This is a genomic window from Pedobacter mendelii, assembly GCF_014635725.1.
In the GTDB taxonomy this organism is placed as follows: domain Bacteria; phylum Bacteroidota; class Bacteroidia; order Sphingobacteriales; family Sphingobacteriaceae; genus Pedobacter; species Pedobacter mendelii.
In genome coordinates this window covers 23,384-41,857 of record NZ_BMDJ01000006.1, presented here as the reverse complement: position 1 = coordinate 41,857, position 18,474 = coordinate 23,384, and the positions used below count along the sequence as shown (strand labels likewise).

The 18,474-nt window shown below is 34.7% G+C and carries 14 protein-coding genes and 2 tRNA genes; 10 read left to right on the top strand and 6 right to left on the bottom strand.

Features of this window, described 5'->3' with window-relative positions; all coding sequences use genetic code 11:
* Positions 1 to 8: 8 nt before the first annotated feature.
* The gene (locus IEV50_RS11910) at positions 9 to 1,412 is read right to left on the bottom strand and encodes an O-antigen ligase family protein (RefSeq protein ID WP_188414516.1); all 1,404 of its coding nucleotides are present in this window, start codon (positions 1,410 to 1,412) and stop codon (positions 9 to 11) included.
* Positions 1,413 to 1,575: 163 nt separating this feature from the next.
* Between IEV50_RS11910 and IEV50_RS11905 the strand changes: the two genes are divergently transcribed.
* On the top strand, positions 1,576 to 2,454 hold the full coding sequence (locus IEV50_RS11905) for a hypothetical protein (RefSeq protein ID WP_188414514.1): 879 nt from the start codon (positions 1,576 to 1,578) through the stop codon (positions 2,452 to 2,454).
* 646 nt (positions 2,455 to 3,100) lie between these two features.
* A complete protein-coding gene (locus IEV50_RS19835; protein ID WP_188414851.1) occupies positions 3,101 to 3,190 on the top strand; it encodes a hypothetical protein in 90 nt (29 codons plus the stop codon).
* A gap of 255 nt (positions 3,191 to 3,445) precedes the next feature.
* On the opposite strand, the gene IEV50_RS11895 is transcribed toward IEV50_RS19835, so the two are convergent.
* Complete coding sequence (locus IEV50_RS11895) at positions 3,446 to 4,048, bottom strand: porin family protein (protein ID WP_188414511.1); 603 nt, start codon at positions 4,046 to 4,048, stop codon at positions 3,446 to 3,448.
* A 156-nt stretch (positions 4,049 to 4,204) separates the two neighbouring features.
* Between IEV50_RS11895 and IEV50_RS11890 the strand changes: the two genes are divergently transcribed.
* The 5 genes from IEV50_RS11890 (at position 4,205) to IEV50_RS11870 (ending at position 10,725) form a co-directional block, all read left to right on the top strand.
* A complete protein-coding gene (locus IEV50_RS11890; RefSeq protein WP_123207173.1) occupies positions 4,205 to 4,420 on the top strand; it encodes a hypothetical protein in 216 nt (71 codons plus the stop codon).
* A gap of 195 nt (positions 4,421 to 4,615) precedes the next feature.
* Positions 4,616 to 6,307 (top strand): S41 family peptidase, encoded by a 1,692-nt coding sequence (locus tag IEV50_RS11885; RefSeq protein ID WP_188414509.1) that lies wholly within the window; start codon positions 4,616 to 4,618, stop codon positions 6,305 to 6,307.
* Between the two features lie 18 nt (positions 6,308 to 6,325).
* Entirely contained in the window at positions 6,326 to 7,654 is a 1,329-nt protein-coding gene (locus IEV50_RS11880) for an alpha-L-fucosidase (RefSeq protein WP_188414507.1), read from the top strand.
* Between the two features lie 92 nt (positions 7,655 to 7,746).
* Positions 7,747 to 10,350 (top strand): glycoside hydrolase family 2 protein, encoded by a 2,604-nt coding sequence (locus tag IEV50_RS11875; protein WP_188414505.1) that lies wholly within the window; start codon positions 7,747 to 7,749, stop codon positions 10,348 to 10,350.
* Positions 10,351 to 10,443: 93 nt separating this feature from the next.
* Positions 10,444 to 10,725 carry a GIY-YIG nuclease family protein gene (locus IEV50_RS11870; RefSeq protein WP_188414503.1) on the top strand — a complete coding sequence of 94 codons (282 nt, stop codon included), beginning with the start codon at positions 10,444 to 10,446 and terminating at the stop codon, positions 10,723 to 10,725.
* A gap of 120 nt (positions 10,726 to 10,845) precedes the next feature.
* Here the strand turns inward: IEV50_RS11870 and IEV50_RS11865 are convergent, their stop codons facing one another.
* The 3 genes from IEV50_RS11865 to IEV50_RS11855 all read right to left on the bottom strand — a co-directional run bounded on the left by IEV50_RS11865 (position 10,846) and on the right by IEV50_RS11855 (position 14,765).
* Positions 10,846 to 11,172, bottom strand: a complete 327-nt coding sequence (locus IEV50_RS11865) for a 2Fe-2S iron-sulfur cluster-binding protein (protein WP_188414500.1) — start codon at positions 11,170 to 11,172, stop codon at positions 10,846 to 10,848.
* A gap of 201 nt (positions 11,173 to 11,373) precedes the next feature.
* Positions 11,374 to 12,384 (bottom strand): NAD(P)/FAD-dependent oxidoreductase, encoded by a 1,011-nt coding sequence (locus tag IEV50_RS11860; protein WP_188414498.1) that lies wholly within the window; start codon positions 12,382 to 12,384, stop codon positions 11,374 to 11,376.
* 254 nt (positions 12,385 to 12,638) lie between these two features.
* Positions 12,639 to 14,765, bottom strand: a complete 2,127-nt coding sequence (locus tag IEV50_RS11855; protein WP_188414496.1) for a prolyl oligopeptidase family serine peptidase — start codon at positions 14,763 to 14,765, stop codon at positions 12,639 to 12,641.
* 192 nt (positions 14,766 to 14,957) lie between these two features.
* Here IEV50_RS11855 and IEV50_RS11850 point away from each other — a divergent pair, with 192 nt between their 5' ends.
* The 3 genes from IEV50_RS11850 to IEV50_RS11840 all read left to right on the top strand — a co-directional run bounded on the left by IEV50_RS11850 (position 14,958) and on the right by IEV50_RS11840 (position 17,528).
* Entirely contained in the window at positions 14,958 to 15,701 is a 744-nt protein-coding gene (locus tag IEV50_RS11850; RefSeq protein WP_188414494.1) for a UDP-2,3-diacylglucosamine diphosphatase, read from the top strand.
* Positions 15,702 to 16,274: 573 nt separating this feature from the next.
* Positions 16,275 to 17,348, top strand: coding sequence for a peptide chain release factor 1 (gene prfA, locus IEV50_RS11845; protein WP_188414491.1), 1,074 nt, complete (start codon positions 16,275 to 16,277; stop codon positions 17,346 to 17,348).
* 106 nt (positions 17,349 to 17,454) lie between these two features.
* Positions 17,455 to 17,528, top strand: a tRNA-Asp gene (locus IEV50_RS11840).
* A gap of 574 nt (positions 17,529 to 18,102) precedes the next feature.
* Here IEV50_RS11840 and IEV50_RS11835 read toward each other — a convergent pair.
* Positions 18,103 to 18,175: transfer RNA gene (locus tag IEV50_RS11835), tRNA-Lys, on the bottom strand.
* Positions 18,176 to 18,474: the final 299 nt, after the last annotated feature.

Below are 18,474 nucleotides of genomic sequence, written 5' to 3'. Positions count from 1 at the left end.
ATTGATCTTTATTTAATTTTTATTAGTTCGATATGAGCAATATTTTGAAGTGAATCAATTTCTGCAGATTTTATTTTTACAGGAGTATTTATGATTTCAAGACAAATCCTTTTAAGATTAATAGTATCATTATTTTTTTTATATAAATTGAATAGAAAATATTTAGGTTTAAAAATTCTTGGTAATAATGAATTTCCATTATTGTAATATTTTTCTGCTGAATCTATTTGGTTTAATTCTTCGAAAGAATAACCAATGGCTAAATTTGCATTAATATCCTGATTTAGTAACCCAGAATTTTTTAAGATATAAATTGCATTTTGGTATTTCTTTTTTTCAAAATCTAACATGCCAATATCGAACCTATATTTATTATCCATTGCTCTATAGGCATTTAAGCACCTATCCAATAAGGTGTTTTCTAAATGGACTTTGTTCACATAAGAGAGAAGTCCTAATGAAGACCAAAGTAATACAAATACTGATGGGATATATACAAAGGAATTTTTTTTTAAAACACCTATTTCTTTTTCATTGTAGTTTAATATAAGGAAAGTTATGATTATTAAAATGATTGTAGGTTGCGAATGAAGGATGTATGTTGTGCTTGAAAGCATAAAAATATATAGAATATATGCCCGCAAGGATTTGTTCTTCCAAACCAATATCGAAATAAATATCAAAGCTATCAATATAATACATCCGCCCTCGACAATAAATTGAATTGCGTCATTAAATGCATAATCATTAATATCAGCTAACAGAAATTTTTCTTTATCATTCCAATTAGCCATCTGTAAACTTTGGAAGATAGTTAATTTTTCTTTTAAATTACCTAGCCCTATTCCCATTGGGTGGGCAATAAAAATCTCTAAGCAAGATTGCCATATTGATAGACGACCATTTACTGAATTCAGTTTTGAAATAATAAGATAGGCTGATATTGGTAATAAAATTAAAATAAAGGTGGTGATTTTCACCAGACGGATTTTTTTGAGATTTATATGTAAATTATTTATAAGGATGTATAAAAGACTTGTTAATGTTGCAGCTCTTGCATGGTTAAAGATATTAATTATGATTATGACAAATATAATTAATGTAGCAAAGGTTATATGACACTTATTTTCCTTTTTAATAACAATTAAGTTAAGCAATGGAATAAATAATGTAATATAATTTGAAAAGTAGGTAGAATTATACATATCGCCATGTATTCCATTGCCAGTAGAGTATAAAATTCCCTTAAATAAAATCAAAGATACAGTTATAAGAAATATGACAGTTAATAGCTCAATTTTGCCTTTTTCTGCTGTAAAATGTATAATATTTTTAATCGGAAAGTACAAAAAAATTGCCAGGCCAAAATTCTCTATGATTGCTAAATCAGTATAATTGGCGAATGTACCCATCGTTATAATAATCAATATAATTATGGCACAGTGAAAGTAGATTTCGAGCGGAGTTATTATTATTTTACCTTTTTTTATAAAAAGTTGAACGATTAGTAAAGATGCAAATGTGATATTGAAGAGGAATAAGTGGGTCTTGTAATAAGAGTTTATATAATCCTGTTTGATTAAAAAAAAAGATAGAATCAAAAAATATGAAGGCAATAAAGATAATATTTCTTTTTGTTTTTGCAATTTAGATTCATTATTTTTAGGTAAATTTAATCTAAATCTTATGAAAAACAAATTTTTAGTGTCGGGTAGCATTATTATAATAATGTTGCTTTTTATTTTCTCTTGTCGTAAAGAAGAGCAACCAATTGTAGGTTTAAAAAATAAAGAGAAGGCCTTTTCAATAAATCTCTTGTCAACATCTTGTTCAGGAACCGAAACCCATACAACTAAGTTTAATGTGAGCTCGAATCCAAATTTCTTTACTAGACAAACAATTAAGAAAGTTACTGAATACTTCTGTGATGGCGGGTCTATGGGCGCAGATACATTAACAATTCTAGATGATTTTTATCAAGGGTCAGAGCCGGAGCCCGGGCCTAGCGTTAATTTATTTGAAAATGTGCAAGGAAGCTATTCAATAAGCTGTAGTGGGACAGTCAGTTTTAACTTAAATAATGTTATATATTATAATAGTGAGTTTTTTGCCAACAGGGTTTCTGATGCTGTAGCAATGACTCAGATAATGTCTGATATTGAAAATTATAATTACACAGGCCCATACGTCATTGCTGATTTAAACGCCTATGGCCCCAACAGTCAAGAGAAGTTAAAATATGCTGTATTTGGATATTACATGATTTATACTTTTGGGCAGGATAAGGCTCGGACTTTATTTAACAATGTTCCAGCAAGTCCAGGAGGATATCCTTGTGAACAATTGGCAATCAAATTGGCTGGAATTGCTGGGATAAACGATTATCATTCTTATGAAACAACCGATGAGGTTTATAATCATTTTATATTAGAAATCATGGCTTACAGGCTTTGAGTTAGTGTGTAAGTCTTTTTTTATTTTGACGACGGTTGAGGTTGGCATTAATTACCTAGGCTTTAAACCAAAGTGTATCGTAAGCCATGTAAAATGGCTGATTAGTATGGATATGAATTTTCTCAATCGGATTGTTATCGAGAATTTTTTTATAAGTAAGAAGCTTATTAACAACGTTTTCCTGTGCGTTGGACACTGTAATAAAAAGTATAAGCTGGAAAAATAAGGAAAAAGAAATTTTGAGGCATTTTTTCATGAGTGTTTAAGGATAGCGCACGTACTATAAAAATAGTTAATCACTTCCAACCAAACAATTATTATTAAATAAAAAAGGCGACCATCGTTCAGTCATGGTCGGAAGATTTTTCTTCCGACTTTTTTGTTTTAGGGAGGTTAGTTTCATTGAAATAAATATTGTAAATCAGGTATTTAGCTTTTTTTTCTTGGATCTAGGTGAATCTTACTCACTTTTAGATTCCAAGGTTCAATTATATACGGGGCCTCTGTAAAGAGTAGAAATAGCGATAAACAATTCATTAGGCAAGAGCTCGTAGAAACCCCTTTCCGTTTGATTATCGCTCAAAGCAAATCCGATGGAAAGAAATATTGGTTTTAGACCAATGAGTTTGGATTAACTTTAAAAGAAATTGCCCAGGCGTACAGGAGACGCTGGGATATTGAAGTATTTTTCAGGTTTTTGAAACAAGAATTGAATATAACCATCTCGTTTCTTTAATAAAAACGGCATAAAAGTAATATTGTACATGATGTTGATTACCGCGATGCTGGTGCTGATATATAAAAAAGCAAATAAAATAGAATATAAAACAGCTAAAAGAAGGTTTTCAATGGAAATTAGAGATCTAGCAATCGAGTTAATAGTATTACAATGCGGAGGAGACCCTGGTTTATTCTTTAAGACATAAAAAATGGCCGGAATTTCTTCCGACCATCACTAGCCATCGGCCGCCTTTTATGTTTTAAATTTTCCTTACAAAATCTTAAATCCTAAACTTAACTGAAACAAGTTAGGGGTTTGTTTATATTTTTCACTTTTACTAATGTTGGTTAAACCTGCTTCGTATCGTAAATCAACAGATATTGCACCCACATCTACGCCTGCACCAGCTTGTATGCCGAAAGCCTGGTTTTTATAATTATCGAAATCTGTAGCTTGCTGATAAGCAGAACTGAAAGTCGAACTGTCATCTAAAATAAGAGATAGAACCGGGCCTGCCATTACGCGAACATTTAAGTTTTTACTTCCAAATTTAGTTCCCAATAATACAGGAATATCCAAAGTTGTAAATTTCACCTTTCCTTCGGCAGCAATTTCGGTGTTACTATTATTGGTAAAGCTGATGAATTTATTGCCTTTGCTGCCAATATAAGCTTCGGGCTGCACATAAAAACTAGCACCGCCAATTCTAGCCCATGCTCCAACTTGATAACCTAACCGATTTTCTTCGCTTGCGAAATCAGCATTTATCTTTGCCAGATTTACCCCAGCTTTAATACCGAGATTAAATGTTTGCGCCTGGGATGATGCCCAACCAATGATTAGGAATACAATAGAGAAGATAAGTTTTTTCATTGTGTTTAAGTTTTTGTGGTTATATTTTTCTTTATAACGCACATTTAACACAATTATCATGCTAAAGCAAAATCACTTAATCTTTTTTCTATAATTGAATCAAAAAGGCATCAATCAGCGATAATATTTTTACTTTTGTAGCAAACCAATATATCGATGGCAAATTTTCAATTAACAAAAGATAACGCAGAAAAAGTTAAAATTAAATTTTTCAGAAAATATCGTGACCTTGTTGACCAACCTTTAGATTTTACTCCAGGAAATGAAGATAAATTGGTTGATGATATTATGCGATTGGTAAAACGCGATCGCACTTATGTAGAGTTTACCCTTCAAAAAGCATTAGCCGATACTAAAGGCAACCGACTGTAATCTCTATTTTTCCTTTTTCATACTCCCTCAATTGGAAATAATGTTAAACGTAACATTAACAAGTTATCATCCATTTAGCAGTTTCACCTGTTTTTAATCTTTATCTCTTTTTGTACATTTACGCTACACAATTCATTAATTAGCCTCAAGCAAGAATTAATTTCTTACTTAGCAGGTTTAAAAATTCAACAAGGGATGAAAAAAATTAAATATCTAATCTTTGCAGCCGTTTCTGGTATTTTAATTTTATCCTTTTCGTTTAAAGAAGATTTATTTCTGGTTTCTAAAAACCTCGATATTTTTGCTTCGCTCTACAAGGAAATCAATATTAACTATGTTGACGAAACCAGTGCGCCCGAATTAATGAAAACAGGTATTGATGCGATGCTGGAAAGTTTGGATCCATATACGCAATACGTTCCTGAATCGGAAATTGAAGATTATAAACTAAAATATGTAAGTACACAGTATGGCGGTATTGGCGCCGGAACAGTAATAATTGATGGAAAACTGTTTGTTAATGAAGTAAGTGAAGGGTATGCGGCAAATAAATCAGACGTAAAAGCTGGCGATCAGGTTACTAAAATTAACAATATTGAAGTTAAGGGGAAAGAACGTGGACAAATCAGTCAGCTCCTCCGCGGTCCAAAAGGAACACCAGTTGATTTGACAATAATTCGTGATGGAAAAGAAATCATCAAAAAAATTACCCGCGAAGAAATAAAACAACCAAATGTTTCTTATTTCGGTATGGTTGGCGATGGTATTGGATACATCAAACTTGATAAATTTCTCGAAAATTCTGGACAGGAGGTTAAAGATGCTTTAGTTAGTTTAAACAAAGAAAATCCTAAAGGAATTGTTTTAGATTTGAGGAACAATGGTGGTGGCATTTTGCAGGAAGCTGTTAAAATAGTTAATCTTTTTGTTGATAAGGATCTGCTTATTGTTACGCAAAAAGGCAAAAACGCAGAGAAAACGATAACTTATAAAACACAGATTCCACCAATTTCGCCTTCAGTTCCATTAGTGGTTTTAGTGAATAATAATTCAGCCTCTGCATCAGAAATTGTTGCCGGTTCCTTACAAGATTTAGACAGGGCAATAATTATCGGGCAGCGAAGTTATGGTAAAGGATTGGTTCAGCAAACCTTTAATCTTCCTTACAATAGTTTGGTAAAAGTAACGGTTGCAAAGTATTATACCCCATCAGGCAGGTGTATTCAAAAACTGGATTATGCACATAAAAATTCTGATGGAATTGCCGAACGTTTTGCCGATTCTACCATTACAATGTACCAAACTAAAGCAGGTAGAAACGTTTACAGCGGTAATGGTGTATATCCTGATATTGTTGTTGATGCAGTTAAATTAAGTCCGATTACAATTACCATGTTGAACAAAAGCATGTTTTTTAGTTATGCCAATCAGTATAAAAAAGAGAAGCCAGCTATAGCAACTGCTAAAACTTTTCAAATTGCCGATGCTGATTATGCGATTTTTGCAAATTCACTTGCGGATAAAGACTTAAGCTATCAAAGCAGAACAGAAAGATTGCTTACAGAATTACGTTACGAGGCAGATAAGGAAAATAAAACTGCAGAAGTAAAAGCAGATTTAGAAAACCTGAAAAATAAATTAACATCGGCTAAAAAGGCTGATTTGATAAATCACAAAGCAGAAATAAAAAGAGTACTGGAAACACAAATCGTAAGCCGCTATTTTTACGAAAAAGGAAGAATAGAGCAAAGCTTTCAATATGATAAAGAATTAGCCGCTGCAAAATCCATCTTTAATAATCAATCGCAAATACTCGCCATTTTAAAAGGTGATGGCAACTATAAGGTAATAGGCAAACCTGTTAAAGAAACCCCCATTGTCGATTAATTATTTCTATCCTAAACCATGAAAAAAAATTTACTGTTAGCCATTTTTGCCCTGATTTATTTTACTTCTACAGCACAAGACTATAACCCATCTGATTCAAATTTAAAACAAAGGGACTGGTTTTCTGATGCCCGTTTGGGTTTATTTATTCATTGGGGGCCATTTAGTATTCCAGGTAGCGGCGAATGGGTGATGAACGAAAGAAAACTTACCATCCATAATTATACAAACCTGAAAGATTTCTTCAATCCTATAGATTTTGATGCTGCCGCTTATGTAAGCACAGCGAAAAATGCAGGTATGAAATACATTACGCTAATTACCCGTCACCATGATGGTTTTAGTATGTGGGATACGAAGTATTCCGATTTCAATATTATGAATACGCCTTACAAAAAGGATATTGTAAAAATGATGGCTGATGAATGTCACAAACAAGGAATTCAGCTTTATTTATACTATTCGTTATTAGATTGGCGTAGAGATGATTATCCGAGAGAAACGGGTAGAACGGGTAAGTTTTCTGGCAGAACTGGTAAAAGCGATTATGCAAGTTATCTGGCATTTATGAAAAATCAGTTAACAGAATTGTTAACCAAGTACGGAGAAATTGGTGGAATCTGGTTCGATGGACATTGGGATCAAACTCAGCCAGAAGGTTCTGCAGATCGATCATCCAGAATAGATTGGAAGTATGAGGAAATTTATAGTCTTATTCATAAACTTCAGCCGCAATGTATGATTGGTAATAACCATCACTTAACACCATTTGCTGGTGAAGATTTCCAAATGTTCGAAAGAGATTTACCTGGCGAAAACAGTTCAGGATTAAGTTTTCAAAAAGCTTCGGATAAATTGCCGCTCGAAACCTGCGAAACAATTTCAAATTCGTGGGGTTACAACCTCGGCGACACAAGCTATAAAAGCACTAAACAATTAGTAGGCATGCTGGTTAAAGCGAGTAGCCTGGGTGCGAATCTGTTGCTCAATATTGGGCCAATGCCAAGTGGAAAAATCCAGCCAGAGTTTCAGAATAGATTAGCAGGAATGGGCGCATGGTTAAAAGTTTATGGAGAAAGTATATACGGTACCAAAGCAGGTTTTGTAAAACCGCAAACCTGGGGAAGTGTTACGCAGAAAGATAGTAAGGTTTACATCCATATTTTAGATGGTAAAAATGCTTCTGTTTTATTTGATAAGTTTCCTTTCAAAAAAATTAGCAAAGCATATCTCTTAAAAGATAGAAAGCCTGTGAAGTATAGCTTAAAAAATTCTTCAGCCCAGATTCAAACGAATTTTTCAAATAATGAAATAGATAATGTAATTGTTTTAGAAGTGGTTAAATAAAATTAACTACTTTTTTTATTTCTACCCAAGTAAGTAACCGTTTTACCAATAATTTACTTTCTTTGTGGCGCTTACCAAACAAACACATTATAATGAGAAAATTTTTAATCCTCTTGCAATTATCTTTCTGTTTTTTCGCTAATGCCCAACAGCGTTATGAATTAAATTCGGGCTGGGTTTGTGCCAATATAAAAGATGTAAATTCAAATGGCAATCAAATTTCTGCAAAAAATTTTTCTGTAAATAATTGGATGACTGCAACTGTTCCTGGAACTGTTTTAACCACTTTGCTGAATAATAAAAAAGTTCCTGATCCATTTTATGGAATGAATAATGAGCTAATTGCCGATGTTTATAAAACAGGCAATGATTATTATACGTATTGGTTTGTTAAAGATTTTGACGAAAAAGTGGTAGGTAACGAACAAGTTTGGCTACAATTTAGAGGCATAAATTATAAAGCCGATATTTTTTTAAATGGAAAAAAGGTTAATCCAAATGTTATCGAAGGCATGCATTTACGCAATCAGTTTAATATTACAAAAATGCTTGCTGCCAATGGTAAAAACAGGTTAGCTGTAATTGTTCATCCACCAGATTTTGTTGGTAATCCAAATGGCGGACAAGGTGGCGATGGAACAATTGCCAAAGGCTTAACAACCCAATATACGGCAGGCTGGGACTGGATTCAGCCAACCCGCGATAGGAATACTGGCATTTGGGATAAAGTTACCATAGAGAAAACACAAAGCATCAATCTTAAAAACCCACATATTGTTACTTTGGTGCCGGGAAAACGTTTGGTAGAAGGAGCGCAAAAGCCTGCAACGATAAAAGTTTCTGTTGAGGTTGAAAACCCTACAAGTAAAGTAGTTAATGGTATTCTGCAATATACAATCGCAGGGCAAAGCATTAAAAAACAGGTAAGTATTGAGGGAAATCAAACCAGCGAAATTTCTTTTGCAGATTTAATTTTGCAAAACCCGAAATTATGGTGGCCAAACGGATATGGTAAGCAATATTTGTATGATGTACAAGTGAAATTTATAAGCAATGCAGCAACCTTCGATCAGGAAAACTTAAAAGTTGGGATACGCCAGGTTGATAACATTTGGAACGAGCAAACCAAAAGTATGGGCGCTTATGTAAACGGACAAAAGATTTTTATTAAAGGTGGAAACTGGATTATTTCTGATGCAATGCTTCGTTTCAGTGATGCACGGTATGATGCTGAAATACGTTACCATAAAGATATGAACCTCAATTTAATCAGAATTTGGGGTGGTGCCATTCTCGAACGACCTGAGTTTTATAATGCCTGCGATAAATATGGCTTACTTGTATTTCAGGATTTTTGGTTTAGCGGCGATTGTAACGGCCGTTGGATCGACCCAATGAAAAAGGAAGACCAATGGACAAGGCGACAATATCCGGATAACCATAATTTGGTTTTAACAGCGATTGAAGATCAGGTAAAGATGATTAGAAACCATGCATCTTTGGCTTTCTGGTGTGGTGGAAATGAAATAACACCGCCTGAAGATATCCTGCAACCACTTAAAAATGATATCCTTCCGCGTTTAGATGGAACTAGAATCCTTTATGATTTTTCGAATAGTGATGAAATGTCGTACAATACCCTTGGCGGTAATGGTGATGGACCATATAGCATCCAAAATCCTGTAAGCTTTTGGGCGACAAAAACTTTTCCTTATAATTCTGAAGTTGGCTCCGTAGGTGTTGGCGATTATGAATCATTGGAAAGATTTATACCAAAAGAAAATATGATAGCGCCACAATTTAAAGAAAAGCCCGATTCTGTTTGGGATTATCATAAATATATTGGCTATGATGAATACGTAAATCCTTATGGTAAGGTGAAGGATGCTAAAGATTTCGCAATGAAGGCTCAGTTGGTTAATTATGATCAGTATAGAGCTTTGATGGAAGGTTTTTCATCGCACATGTGGGAGTGGTATACAGGTTCTATTATATGGAAAACTCAAAATCCATGGACCGCCATGCGTGGACAGATGTACGATTACTATCTTGACCCGAACGCTTGTTTATATGGCTTAAGAAAAGGAAGTGAACCATTGCATGTTATGATGAACCCGGTTGATAGTATGGTTAACCTGGTTAATAATGGATTTAAAACTCTGAATAATTTAATGATTCAGGCAAAAGCATACGATATGGATGGTAAAGAATACCTTTCTACACAGGTTTTTAATTCTATAGGGCCATCATCTGTTCGGAAATTATTCTCTTTAAGCGGCTTTTTGAATAAGCTTGATAAAAAAGAAGGTGTATTTGTTTCCCTTAGGATTTTAGATGAAAAGCAACAAATTCTAAGCGATAATTTTTATTGGCTGGCGGGTAAAGATGGTGAGTATAAAGGATTGCAAAAAATTAAATCCGTTTTGCCAAAAATTGAAGCTGTTGAAAAAGTAAAAGGAAAAGTTTTGGTTACATTAAGTAATGCTAAAGATAATCCTGTAGCATTTTTTAATAGAATAGCACTCACAGATGCCGTTTCTGGTAAACGAATTCTACCTGCTTTTTACGATGATAATTATATAAGTGTTCTGCCAGGTGAAAGTAAAACCATTACCGTTGAGTATAATGGAAACCAAAAAACAGCTGTAGAGGTTTATGGATGGAATGTAGAGCGGAAAAGGGTCGAGGTTAATTAAGCTTCTGAAATAACATTTAGTTCGGCTGGTTTATGGCGGTTGTCACCCTGAATTTATTTCAGGGTCTTGAATTGTAAATTTAATACAATATCAATGGAACAAGGTGGTTGCGTTTATATCTTAAGCAATTTTAAACACACAGTACTTTATATAGGTGTAACTTTGGAGTTGTATTTTAGGATAAAAGAACATAAAGAAAAATTTTATCCAAATTCATTTTCTGCGAAATACAACTGTAACCTTTTGGTGTTTTTTGAACAGTTTAGTACAATTGAAGAAGCCATTATAAGAGAGAAACAATTAAAAAACTGGAAAATTAATCTGATAAACGAAGTTAATCCTAATTGGGATGATTTGTTTCTTACTTTAGAATAACTGTAAAAAAGTATAGATGATAGCATTTATAAGATGCTAAAATAAATTCAGCATGGCGATGGAGATAAAAACAAAACAGGCGATGCATTTGCATCGACTGTTTTGTTTATTTATATTTTTTTAACTCACACTGTGCAGTTTAACCTTCAAACCGTCCATATTATTGTTTAACTGTAATTGGCAAGCTAAGCGAGAATTGGGCAACAAATCTGGCAAGGTATCTAGCATTGCATATTCATCATCTGTCATTTCATTAAGCTTTTCTTCGCCTTCCAAAACATCAACACAGCAAGTTGCACATAAAGCCATTCCGCCACAGGTAGCTAAAATATCGTATTCTGATGCTTTTAAAAATTCCATCAAACTTAATCCCATATCTGTTGGTGCCTCGTGAGATGTAACTGAACCATCCGGTTCCTGCATGTGTATTGTAATGTTGTTTTCCATTTGCTCGTTTATATCGGTTGCAAATATAAAATAAACTGCTTAGAGCCTGTTTAAAATTTATCTAATAATTTGTTTATGCTTCTTTTCGGCTATACCATCATTAAATATTTCGAGATGGGCTGGCTACCTCTGTAACATTTGCCTTGTTTCGCTCGAAAAATAGGCGATAAACATTTTCACAATATAAATTTAAATAGGCGCTTAAAATTCTGAAACTCCGTTAACAGTTGTGTATTTCATGGTGTATTTAATACCAGGATTCATGTAAGAGTATGCACTATGGCTCATCAGTGCCGCTTCGTGGAAACCACAAAGAATTAATTTTAATTTATTTGTGTATGTATTGATATCGCCGATTGCATAAATGCCCGGAATGTTTGTGGAATAATCATCAGTATTTACTTCAATAGCACTTTTGCTAATGTTTAGGTTCCAATCTTCAATCGGACCAAGTTTAGGGCTTAAGCCAAACAATGGGATTAAGTGATCGGCTTCTACCATTGATTTTTCCATGGTACGGTTTTGAACAATTTCAACTTGCTCCAGTTTATCGCCGCCATGTACAGCCTGTAGATTGCTATTTAAAACCAGGTTAATTTTTCCACTTTCTGCCAATGCCATAACTTTAGCAACAGAATCTGGAGCACCGCGAAAACTTTCGCTTCGGTGTACCAATGTTAATTCAGAACAAACTTCAGCTAAATAAATTGTCCAATCTAAGGCAGAATCGCCACCACCGGCAATCACCATTTTCTGGTCGCGGTATTTCTCCGGATCTAGAATCATGTAGTTTACTCCTTTACCATTTTCGAAATTTTCGAGATTTTCTACAGCAGGTTTGCGGGGTTCGAAACAACCTAATCCACCTGCAATAACGACAACTTTAGCTTCGATAATGGTTCCCATGTTTGTCGTTAGAACAAAATCTGCCTCACCACGCTTTTCTAAACCTTCAATGCGTTCGCCCAAAGTAAAACTAGGGTGAAAAGGTTTTGCCTGCTCCATCAAATTATCTACAAGCTCCTGAGCCAGTACGGAAGGGTAGCCCGGAATATCATATATCGGTTTCTTGGGATAAATTTCAGATAGCTGGCCACCAACCTGAGGAAGGTAATCAATTAGATGACAACGCATTTTTAATAAGCCGGCTTCAAAAATGGCAAATAAACCAACCGGACCCGCGCCAATTACGGCTATATCAGTAGAGATCATTCAAAAAAATTTATGCAAAGTTACAAAATAAACCATTATCAATATTCTTATTTAGATATATTCCAGATAATTTTGTAAACCGGTTATATTCAGTATTTTGTATGTTTTGAATCTACTTAAAACGAAACTTAATGTTATTTTAATCTTTAAAGCCAATTATAATTGGTCTATAGGTTTAGTAGCTTAAAAATTTTTTAGTGCAGGATTTTAGGAACTTAGGATAATTGAATTAGTAAAGAGGTTTAAAAAAATATTTACCAACTCATTCCCAAATTTTGAAATACAAAGCTCCAAACATCGCTTGCTTCCTCAATCAGTTTAGTGGTTGGCTTACCTGCGCCATGACCTGCATTAGTTTCTATCCTTATTAAAACCGGGTTTACACCTTTATATTTTTCTTGCAAAGTCGCCGCAAATTTAAATGAATGTGCGGGTACAACTCTGTCATCATGATCGGCAGTTGTAATTAAAGTTGCCGGATAATTGATATCTGCTTTAATGTTGTGTAAAGGAGAATATTTTAATAAATAATCGAAATCCTCTTTCCTGTCGCTGCTACCGTATTCTACTGCCCAGCCCCAACCTACCGTAAATTTATGATAGCGCAACATATCCAGAACGCCGACAGCCGGTAAGGCAACTTTAAATAGTTCTGGTCGCTGTGTCATACAAGCACCAACCAAAAGACCACCGTTTGAACCACCGGAAATTGCAATTTTCGATGGATTTGTATAGTTCTCTTTAACTAGATATTCTGCCGCTCCAATAAAATCATCGAATACATTTTGCTTTTTTTCAAACATTCCGGCTTTGTGCCAGGCTTCACCATACTCACTTCCGCCTCGTAAACTCGGTTGAACATAAATGCCCCCGTGTTCTAAAAACAGCATTCTTGATAAGCTGAAAGCAGGTGTTAATGAAATTTGAAAACCACCGTAAGCATATAAAAAAACAGGATTATTGCCATCTAATTTAATCCCTTTTTTATGAACAATGAACATTGGAACTTTAGTTCCATCTTTGGATGAATAGAAAACCTGTTTGGTTTCGTAATCTTCCATGTTGAATTTTAGAGCAGATTTTCTGTAAAGGGTTGACTCGCTTTTTTGGATATTGTAACGATAAGTTGTTCCGGGTGTTGTAAAATTGGTAAAAGAGTAGAAAAATTCATTATCATCTTTATAGCCTCCAAAACCACTCACCGTACCGATATCTGGTAGTTTTACTTCTTTGATTTTTTTACCTGTTACATCGAACTGAATAATATTTGTACTGGCATCTTTTAGGTATGATGCCCATAAAAATCCACCACCAGAACTTGCACCCTCCAGCTCCAATTTAGATTCAGGGATAATTTTGTCCCAATTTTTTGGATCAGGATTTTTTGGATCGACTAAAACCACTTGCTTATTCGGCGCATCTAAATCGGTATTCAATAAAAGCTTATCGCCAACGTTATTTATTACACTGTGATTATTTTCAAAACCTTTTACCAACAGAGAAATTTTACTTTTAGGTTCGGTTAAATCCTGATAGTATATTGCATTACCCGATGTGCCCGCACTTGCATATAAAACCAAGAAATGGTCATCTTCGGTAACATCAGCGCCGAAATATAGGTTTGGGTTAGTTTTATCTTCAAATATTAACTCATCTGCATTTTGTAGTTCGCCTAGCTTGTGGAAATAAACTTTTTGAAATTTGTTTGCTGCAGAAAGTTCCATGCCTTTTTTCGGTTCATCGTACCGGCTGTAGTAAAAACCATCTCCTTTCCAGGCTGCACCCGAAAACTTAGTCCACTTTAATTCATCAGCCAGCTTTTTTTTAGTTGCAATTTCCATTATGTAGATGTTACTCCAATCAGATCCAGATTGCGCTACAGAATAGACAATGTGTTTTTTATTGCGCGAAAACCCAAGCAATGAAACAGAAGCTGTTCTATCTTTAGTAAGTGCATTTGGGTCTAAAAACAGTTCTTCTTTACCTTCTAATCCTTTTTTAATAAACCAAACATTCTGGTTCTGAAGACCATTATTTTTTGTGAAAAAGTAATATTCACCAGCTTTGAAAGGAGCAGTTTCTTTTGGGTAATTCCATATTTCTGGCAGACGTTTTTTTATATCAGTTCTAAATGGAATTTGATCTAAATAATTTTGAGTTACTTTATTTTCGGCATCAACCCATTTTTTAGTTTCTATCGATGTATCGTTTTCTAGCCATCGATATGGGTCGGCAATACTTGTCCCGAAATAGTTATCGGTTATAGAATCTTTTTTAGTTTCAGGGTATGTCATTAAAGTAATTTTTTCAGTGGTTTTTTTACCCTGCTTACAGGTAAAAATGAATAATACAAATAAGCTTAATATGATTGGTTTTTTCATGTTGCTTTCGTTTTATTTACTAATATATGTTTTTATTAAAGCGATAATTAAGCAGATTTCCCTTCGATGGGGAGTAACAGACTTCGATATTGCGCCGATTATTATTATTCTTTAAGCTTTAGTGTTTTAGCTTTGTACTTTCTTCTTTAATCTTTCAGCTTTAGTCTTTTTGAGTTATCTTTGAAATTGTACATGAGTAAAAATATTTATTTCGCTTCAGATTTTCATTTAGGCTCTCCAGATTATGCTGGGAGTCGCACGCGTGAAAAACGTATTGTTAATTGGCTAAGTTTTATTGAATCAAATTGCTCAGAATTATTTCTGATGGGTGATGTTTTTGATTTCTGGTTTGAGTATGAAAGAGTGATTCCAAAAGGATTTATTCGCTTGCAAGGCAAATTAGCTTCAATGGCAGATTCTGGAATAAAAATCTACTTTTTTAAAGGTAATCACGATATGTGGGTTCGTGATTATTTTACTCAAGAAATTGGGATGGAAATCATCAGTGATGAAATGGTTATGGAACGGGGCGGAAAAAAATTTTACCTTCATCATGGAGATGGACTTGGTCCTGGCGATAGAAAATATAAATTTTTACGTAAAATTTTTAGAAGCCCGCTTTGCCAGTGGTTATTTGCTCGTTTGCATCCTAACTTAGGAATAGGTATTGCGAGTGGATGGAGCAAAAGCAGTAGAGCAGCAAGCAATACTGATGAAGTTTTCTTTGGGATAAACCACGAATGGTTAGCTGTATATTCAAAAGAAATATTACAAAAGGAGCATTTTGATTATTTTATTTACGGGCACAGGCATTTACCAATGAATTTAGATTTAGGAAATGGTAGCCAATATGTAAACACAGGCGAATGGTTAAAATATGATTCTTATGCTGTTTTTGATGGTGTTGATTTAAAGCTTGAGTATTTTAAGGGTTGAGGGGTTGAGAATTAGGTTGAGGTTAAGATTGAAGCTGAGATTGATAATAAGAATTGGATTGAAATATAGTTTGAGAAAAAGCTGCTAGTTCACTATACTATGACTTTTCCTAGCGATTCACACACATTAAACCCGATAAGTGGAAAGCCCGGAGGCCGATTTTTCATTGGACGAGGACTTGTAGCGATAGCGGGGCTTTCGACCGCCATTGTTTAAGAACCGTTCATTTCCAAAAAATCTTCTTAAATTTATACTGCTGTTCATTGTACTCCAAGTTTTCTTGGCGATTTACCATACACATTAAACCCGATAAAGCGGAAAGCCCGGAGGCCGATTCTTCATCGGGCGAGGACTTGCAGTGATAGCGGGGCTTTCGACCGCCATTTATTACAGAACCGTTCATTTCCAAAAATCTCTTTAAACATCCAGTACCTAACAAATATTTATTTCCTGATATTTTAGGGAATTTTGCTCTTATGCTTCCCTCAAACTAATTCAGCTTTTTTCCTTATTTTTGCAATTCTTTAATCTTTTGCGAAAACAAAAGGCAGGGAATTCAATTTTAGTAATGATATGTTAGATAAATTAGAAGCGATAAAGCAGCGTTGGGAAGATGTAGAAGAGCAATTAAGTAATCCTGATGTGATACAGGATATGAAACGTTTTGCGGCTTTAAACAAAGAATATAAAGATTTAGGCAAGATTGTAGATGAATATAAAATCTACAAAAATGTGATGAGTAATATTGATGCCAACAAAGAAATTTTAACGCTGGAAAAAGATGCAGAAATGCGTGATATGGCGAAGGAAGAGTTGGATATGCTATTGAAGCAACAAGAAGAAATGGAAAGCAATATCCGTTTAATGTTGATTCCGAAGGATCCAGAAGATGCTAAAAATGCTGTTTTTGAGATTCGTGGCGGTACTGGTGGAGATGAAGCAGCTTTGTTTGCAGGCGATTTATATCGCATGTATACACGTTATTTCGAAACAAAAGGTTGGCGTGTTGAAACGGTTGATGTTACCGAAGGAACCGCTGGTGGTTATAAAGAGGTAATTTTAAAGGTTAATGGTGATGATGTTTACGGTCAGTTAAAGTACGAAAGTGGCGTACATCGCGTTCAACGTGTGCCTGATACAGAAACTCAGGGTCGAGTGCATACATCGGCTGCTTCAGTTGCTGTATTGCCAGAGGCTGAAGAAATTGATTTATACATTAATCCTGCAGATATTGAGTTGCAAACCTCGCGTTCGGGTGGTGCAGGGGGACAAAATGTAAACAAGGTTGAAACCAAAGTGCAACTAACTCATAAACCTTCGGGATTAGTTGTGGTTTGCCAGCAAGAGCGTTCGCAATTGGGCAACCGTGTTATTGCGATGGAAATGCTTCGTAGTAAGCTATACGATATCGAATTGCAGAAGAAAAATGGTGATATTGCAGCTAAACGTAAAACGATGGTATCTACCGGAGATCGTTCAGCAAAGATTAGAACATACAATTATCCGCAGGGAAGAGTTACAGAACATCGCATTGGTTTAACGATGTATAACCTTCCAAGTATTATGGATGGCGACATTCAGGAGATTATTAGTGCGCTTCAGTTTGCAGAAAATGCAGAAAAGATGCAAGAAGGGGCTGTTAACTAACGACTTATAATTATTTGAAAAAAAAGTTTGCGAATAAGGATAATGTCTCTATATTTGCAACCTCGAAAGGGGAAAGAGGTTTAAACTTTTAAAAAGTAAACAAAACGGAGTGGTAGTTCAGCTGGTTAGAATGCCTGCCTGTCACGCAGGAGGTCGCGGGTTCGAGTCCCGTCCATTCCGCAAAGTAACATTACAAAATAATATAAAAGCCTCTAGAATGTATTTCTAGAGGCTTTTTTGCTTTTATGCAATAGCAAAAAGTTCAGATTTTCTCAAAATATAGGTGCCAAATTCGAGCGCACATCAGTATATGAGAAATCAGGGCGCACCAAAGCGCATCTAATAATCTGTAAATCAGCATGTTTAATTGCTGAACATCTTGATACAAAAGAGCAACAATCTTAATTTTATAACTTTTAAATTATTTTAAAATGAGTGCAAAATTTAGTTTGTTATTCTTCCTTAAAAAAAGAGGAGGATATCTTGGTGGCGATCTGCCAGTTTATTTGAGAATTACCGTTGATGGCAAAAGGGCTGAAATGGCCATCTAACGAAAATGCGATCCTGAGAAATGGAATGCGAAAAGAGGTTGCATGCTAGGAACTAGAGATAGTTCTTTTAGTTCCAGAAATACTCACCGAATTACACACTTTTAATATGAGAATCGGTGAGTATTTTGGTTTTTCCGTTAAAACAAAAAAGCTTGCAATCATTTGATTTGCAAGATTTTACGTAGTTTTGATACTATCTTCTGTGATCCCGCTGGGATTCGAACCCAGGACCACTACATTAAAAGTGTAATGCTCTACCAGCTGAGCTACGGAATCAATCCTCTTCTTAGAAGGGGCAAAAAAGGCCTCAACTTTTTTAAGTCAAGGCCTTTTCGCGGAATGGACGGGACTCGAATCCTGATTTCATTCCATTGAATATCAATATTTTAAATTTCAATAACAAAATAGGCTCACCAAATGCTCACTGTTATTTTAAAACTATTTGACTATAAATGAGTAACAAATATACAAACAAATATTCGCTAATTAAAATGCACTATTTTATCACACTACTTAGATATAGAAATCCTGGCGTAAGTGATCAAATGAATCTGAAGCAAATTGAACCAGCTTTA

Coding starts and splice junctions, on each gene's coding strand:
- IEV50_RS11910 (WP_188414516.1), bottom strand. CDS start 1,412: ATGGGTACATTCGCCAATTATACTGATTTAGCAATCATAGAGAATTTT.
- IEV50_RS11895 (WP_188414511.1), bottom strand. CDS start 4,048: ATGAAAAAACTTATCTTCTCTATTGTATTCCTAATCATTGGTTGGGCA.
- IEV50_RS11890 (WP_123207173.1), top strand. CDS start 4,205: ATGGCAAATTTTCAATTAACAAAAGATAACGCAGAAAAAGTTAAAATT.
- IEV50_RS11885 (WP_188414509.1), top strand. CDS start 4,616: ATGAAAAAAATTAAATATCTAATCTTTGCAGCCGTTTCTGGTATTTTA.
- IEV50_RS11880 (WP_188414507.1), top strand. CDS start 6,326: ATGAAAAAAAATTTACTGTTAGCCATTTTTGCCCTGATTTATTTTACT.
- IEV50_RS11875 (WP_188414505.1), top strand. CDS start 7,747: ATGAGAAAATTTTTAATCCTCTTGCAATTATCTTTCTGTTTTTTCGCT.
- IEV50_RS11870 (WP_188414503.1), top strand. CDS start 10,444: ATGGAACAAGGTGGTTGCGTTTATATCTTAAGCAATTTTAAACACACA.
- IEV50_RS11865 (WP_188414500.1), bottom strand. CDS start 11,172: ATGGAAAACAACATTACAATACACATGCAGGAACCGGATGGTTCAGTT.
- IEV50_RS11860 (WP_188414498.1), bottom strand. CDS start 12,384: ATGATCTCTACTGATATAGCCGTAATTGGCGCGGGTCCGGTTGGTTTA.
- IEV50_RS11855 (WP_188414496.1), bottom strand. CDS start 14,765: ATGAAAAAACCAATCATATTAAGCTTATTTGTATTATTCATTTTTACC.
- IEV50_RS11850 (WP_188414494.1), top strand. CDS start 14,958: ATGAGTAAAAATATTTATTTCGCTTCAGATTTTCATTTAGGCTCTCCA.
- prfA (WP_188414491.1), top strand. CDS start 16,275: ATGTTAGATAAATTAGAAGCGATAAAGCAGCGTTGGGAAGATGTAGAA.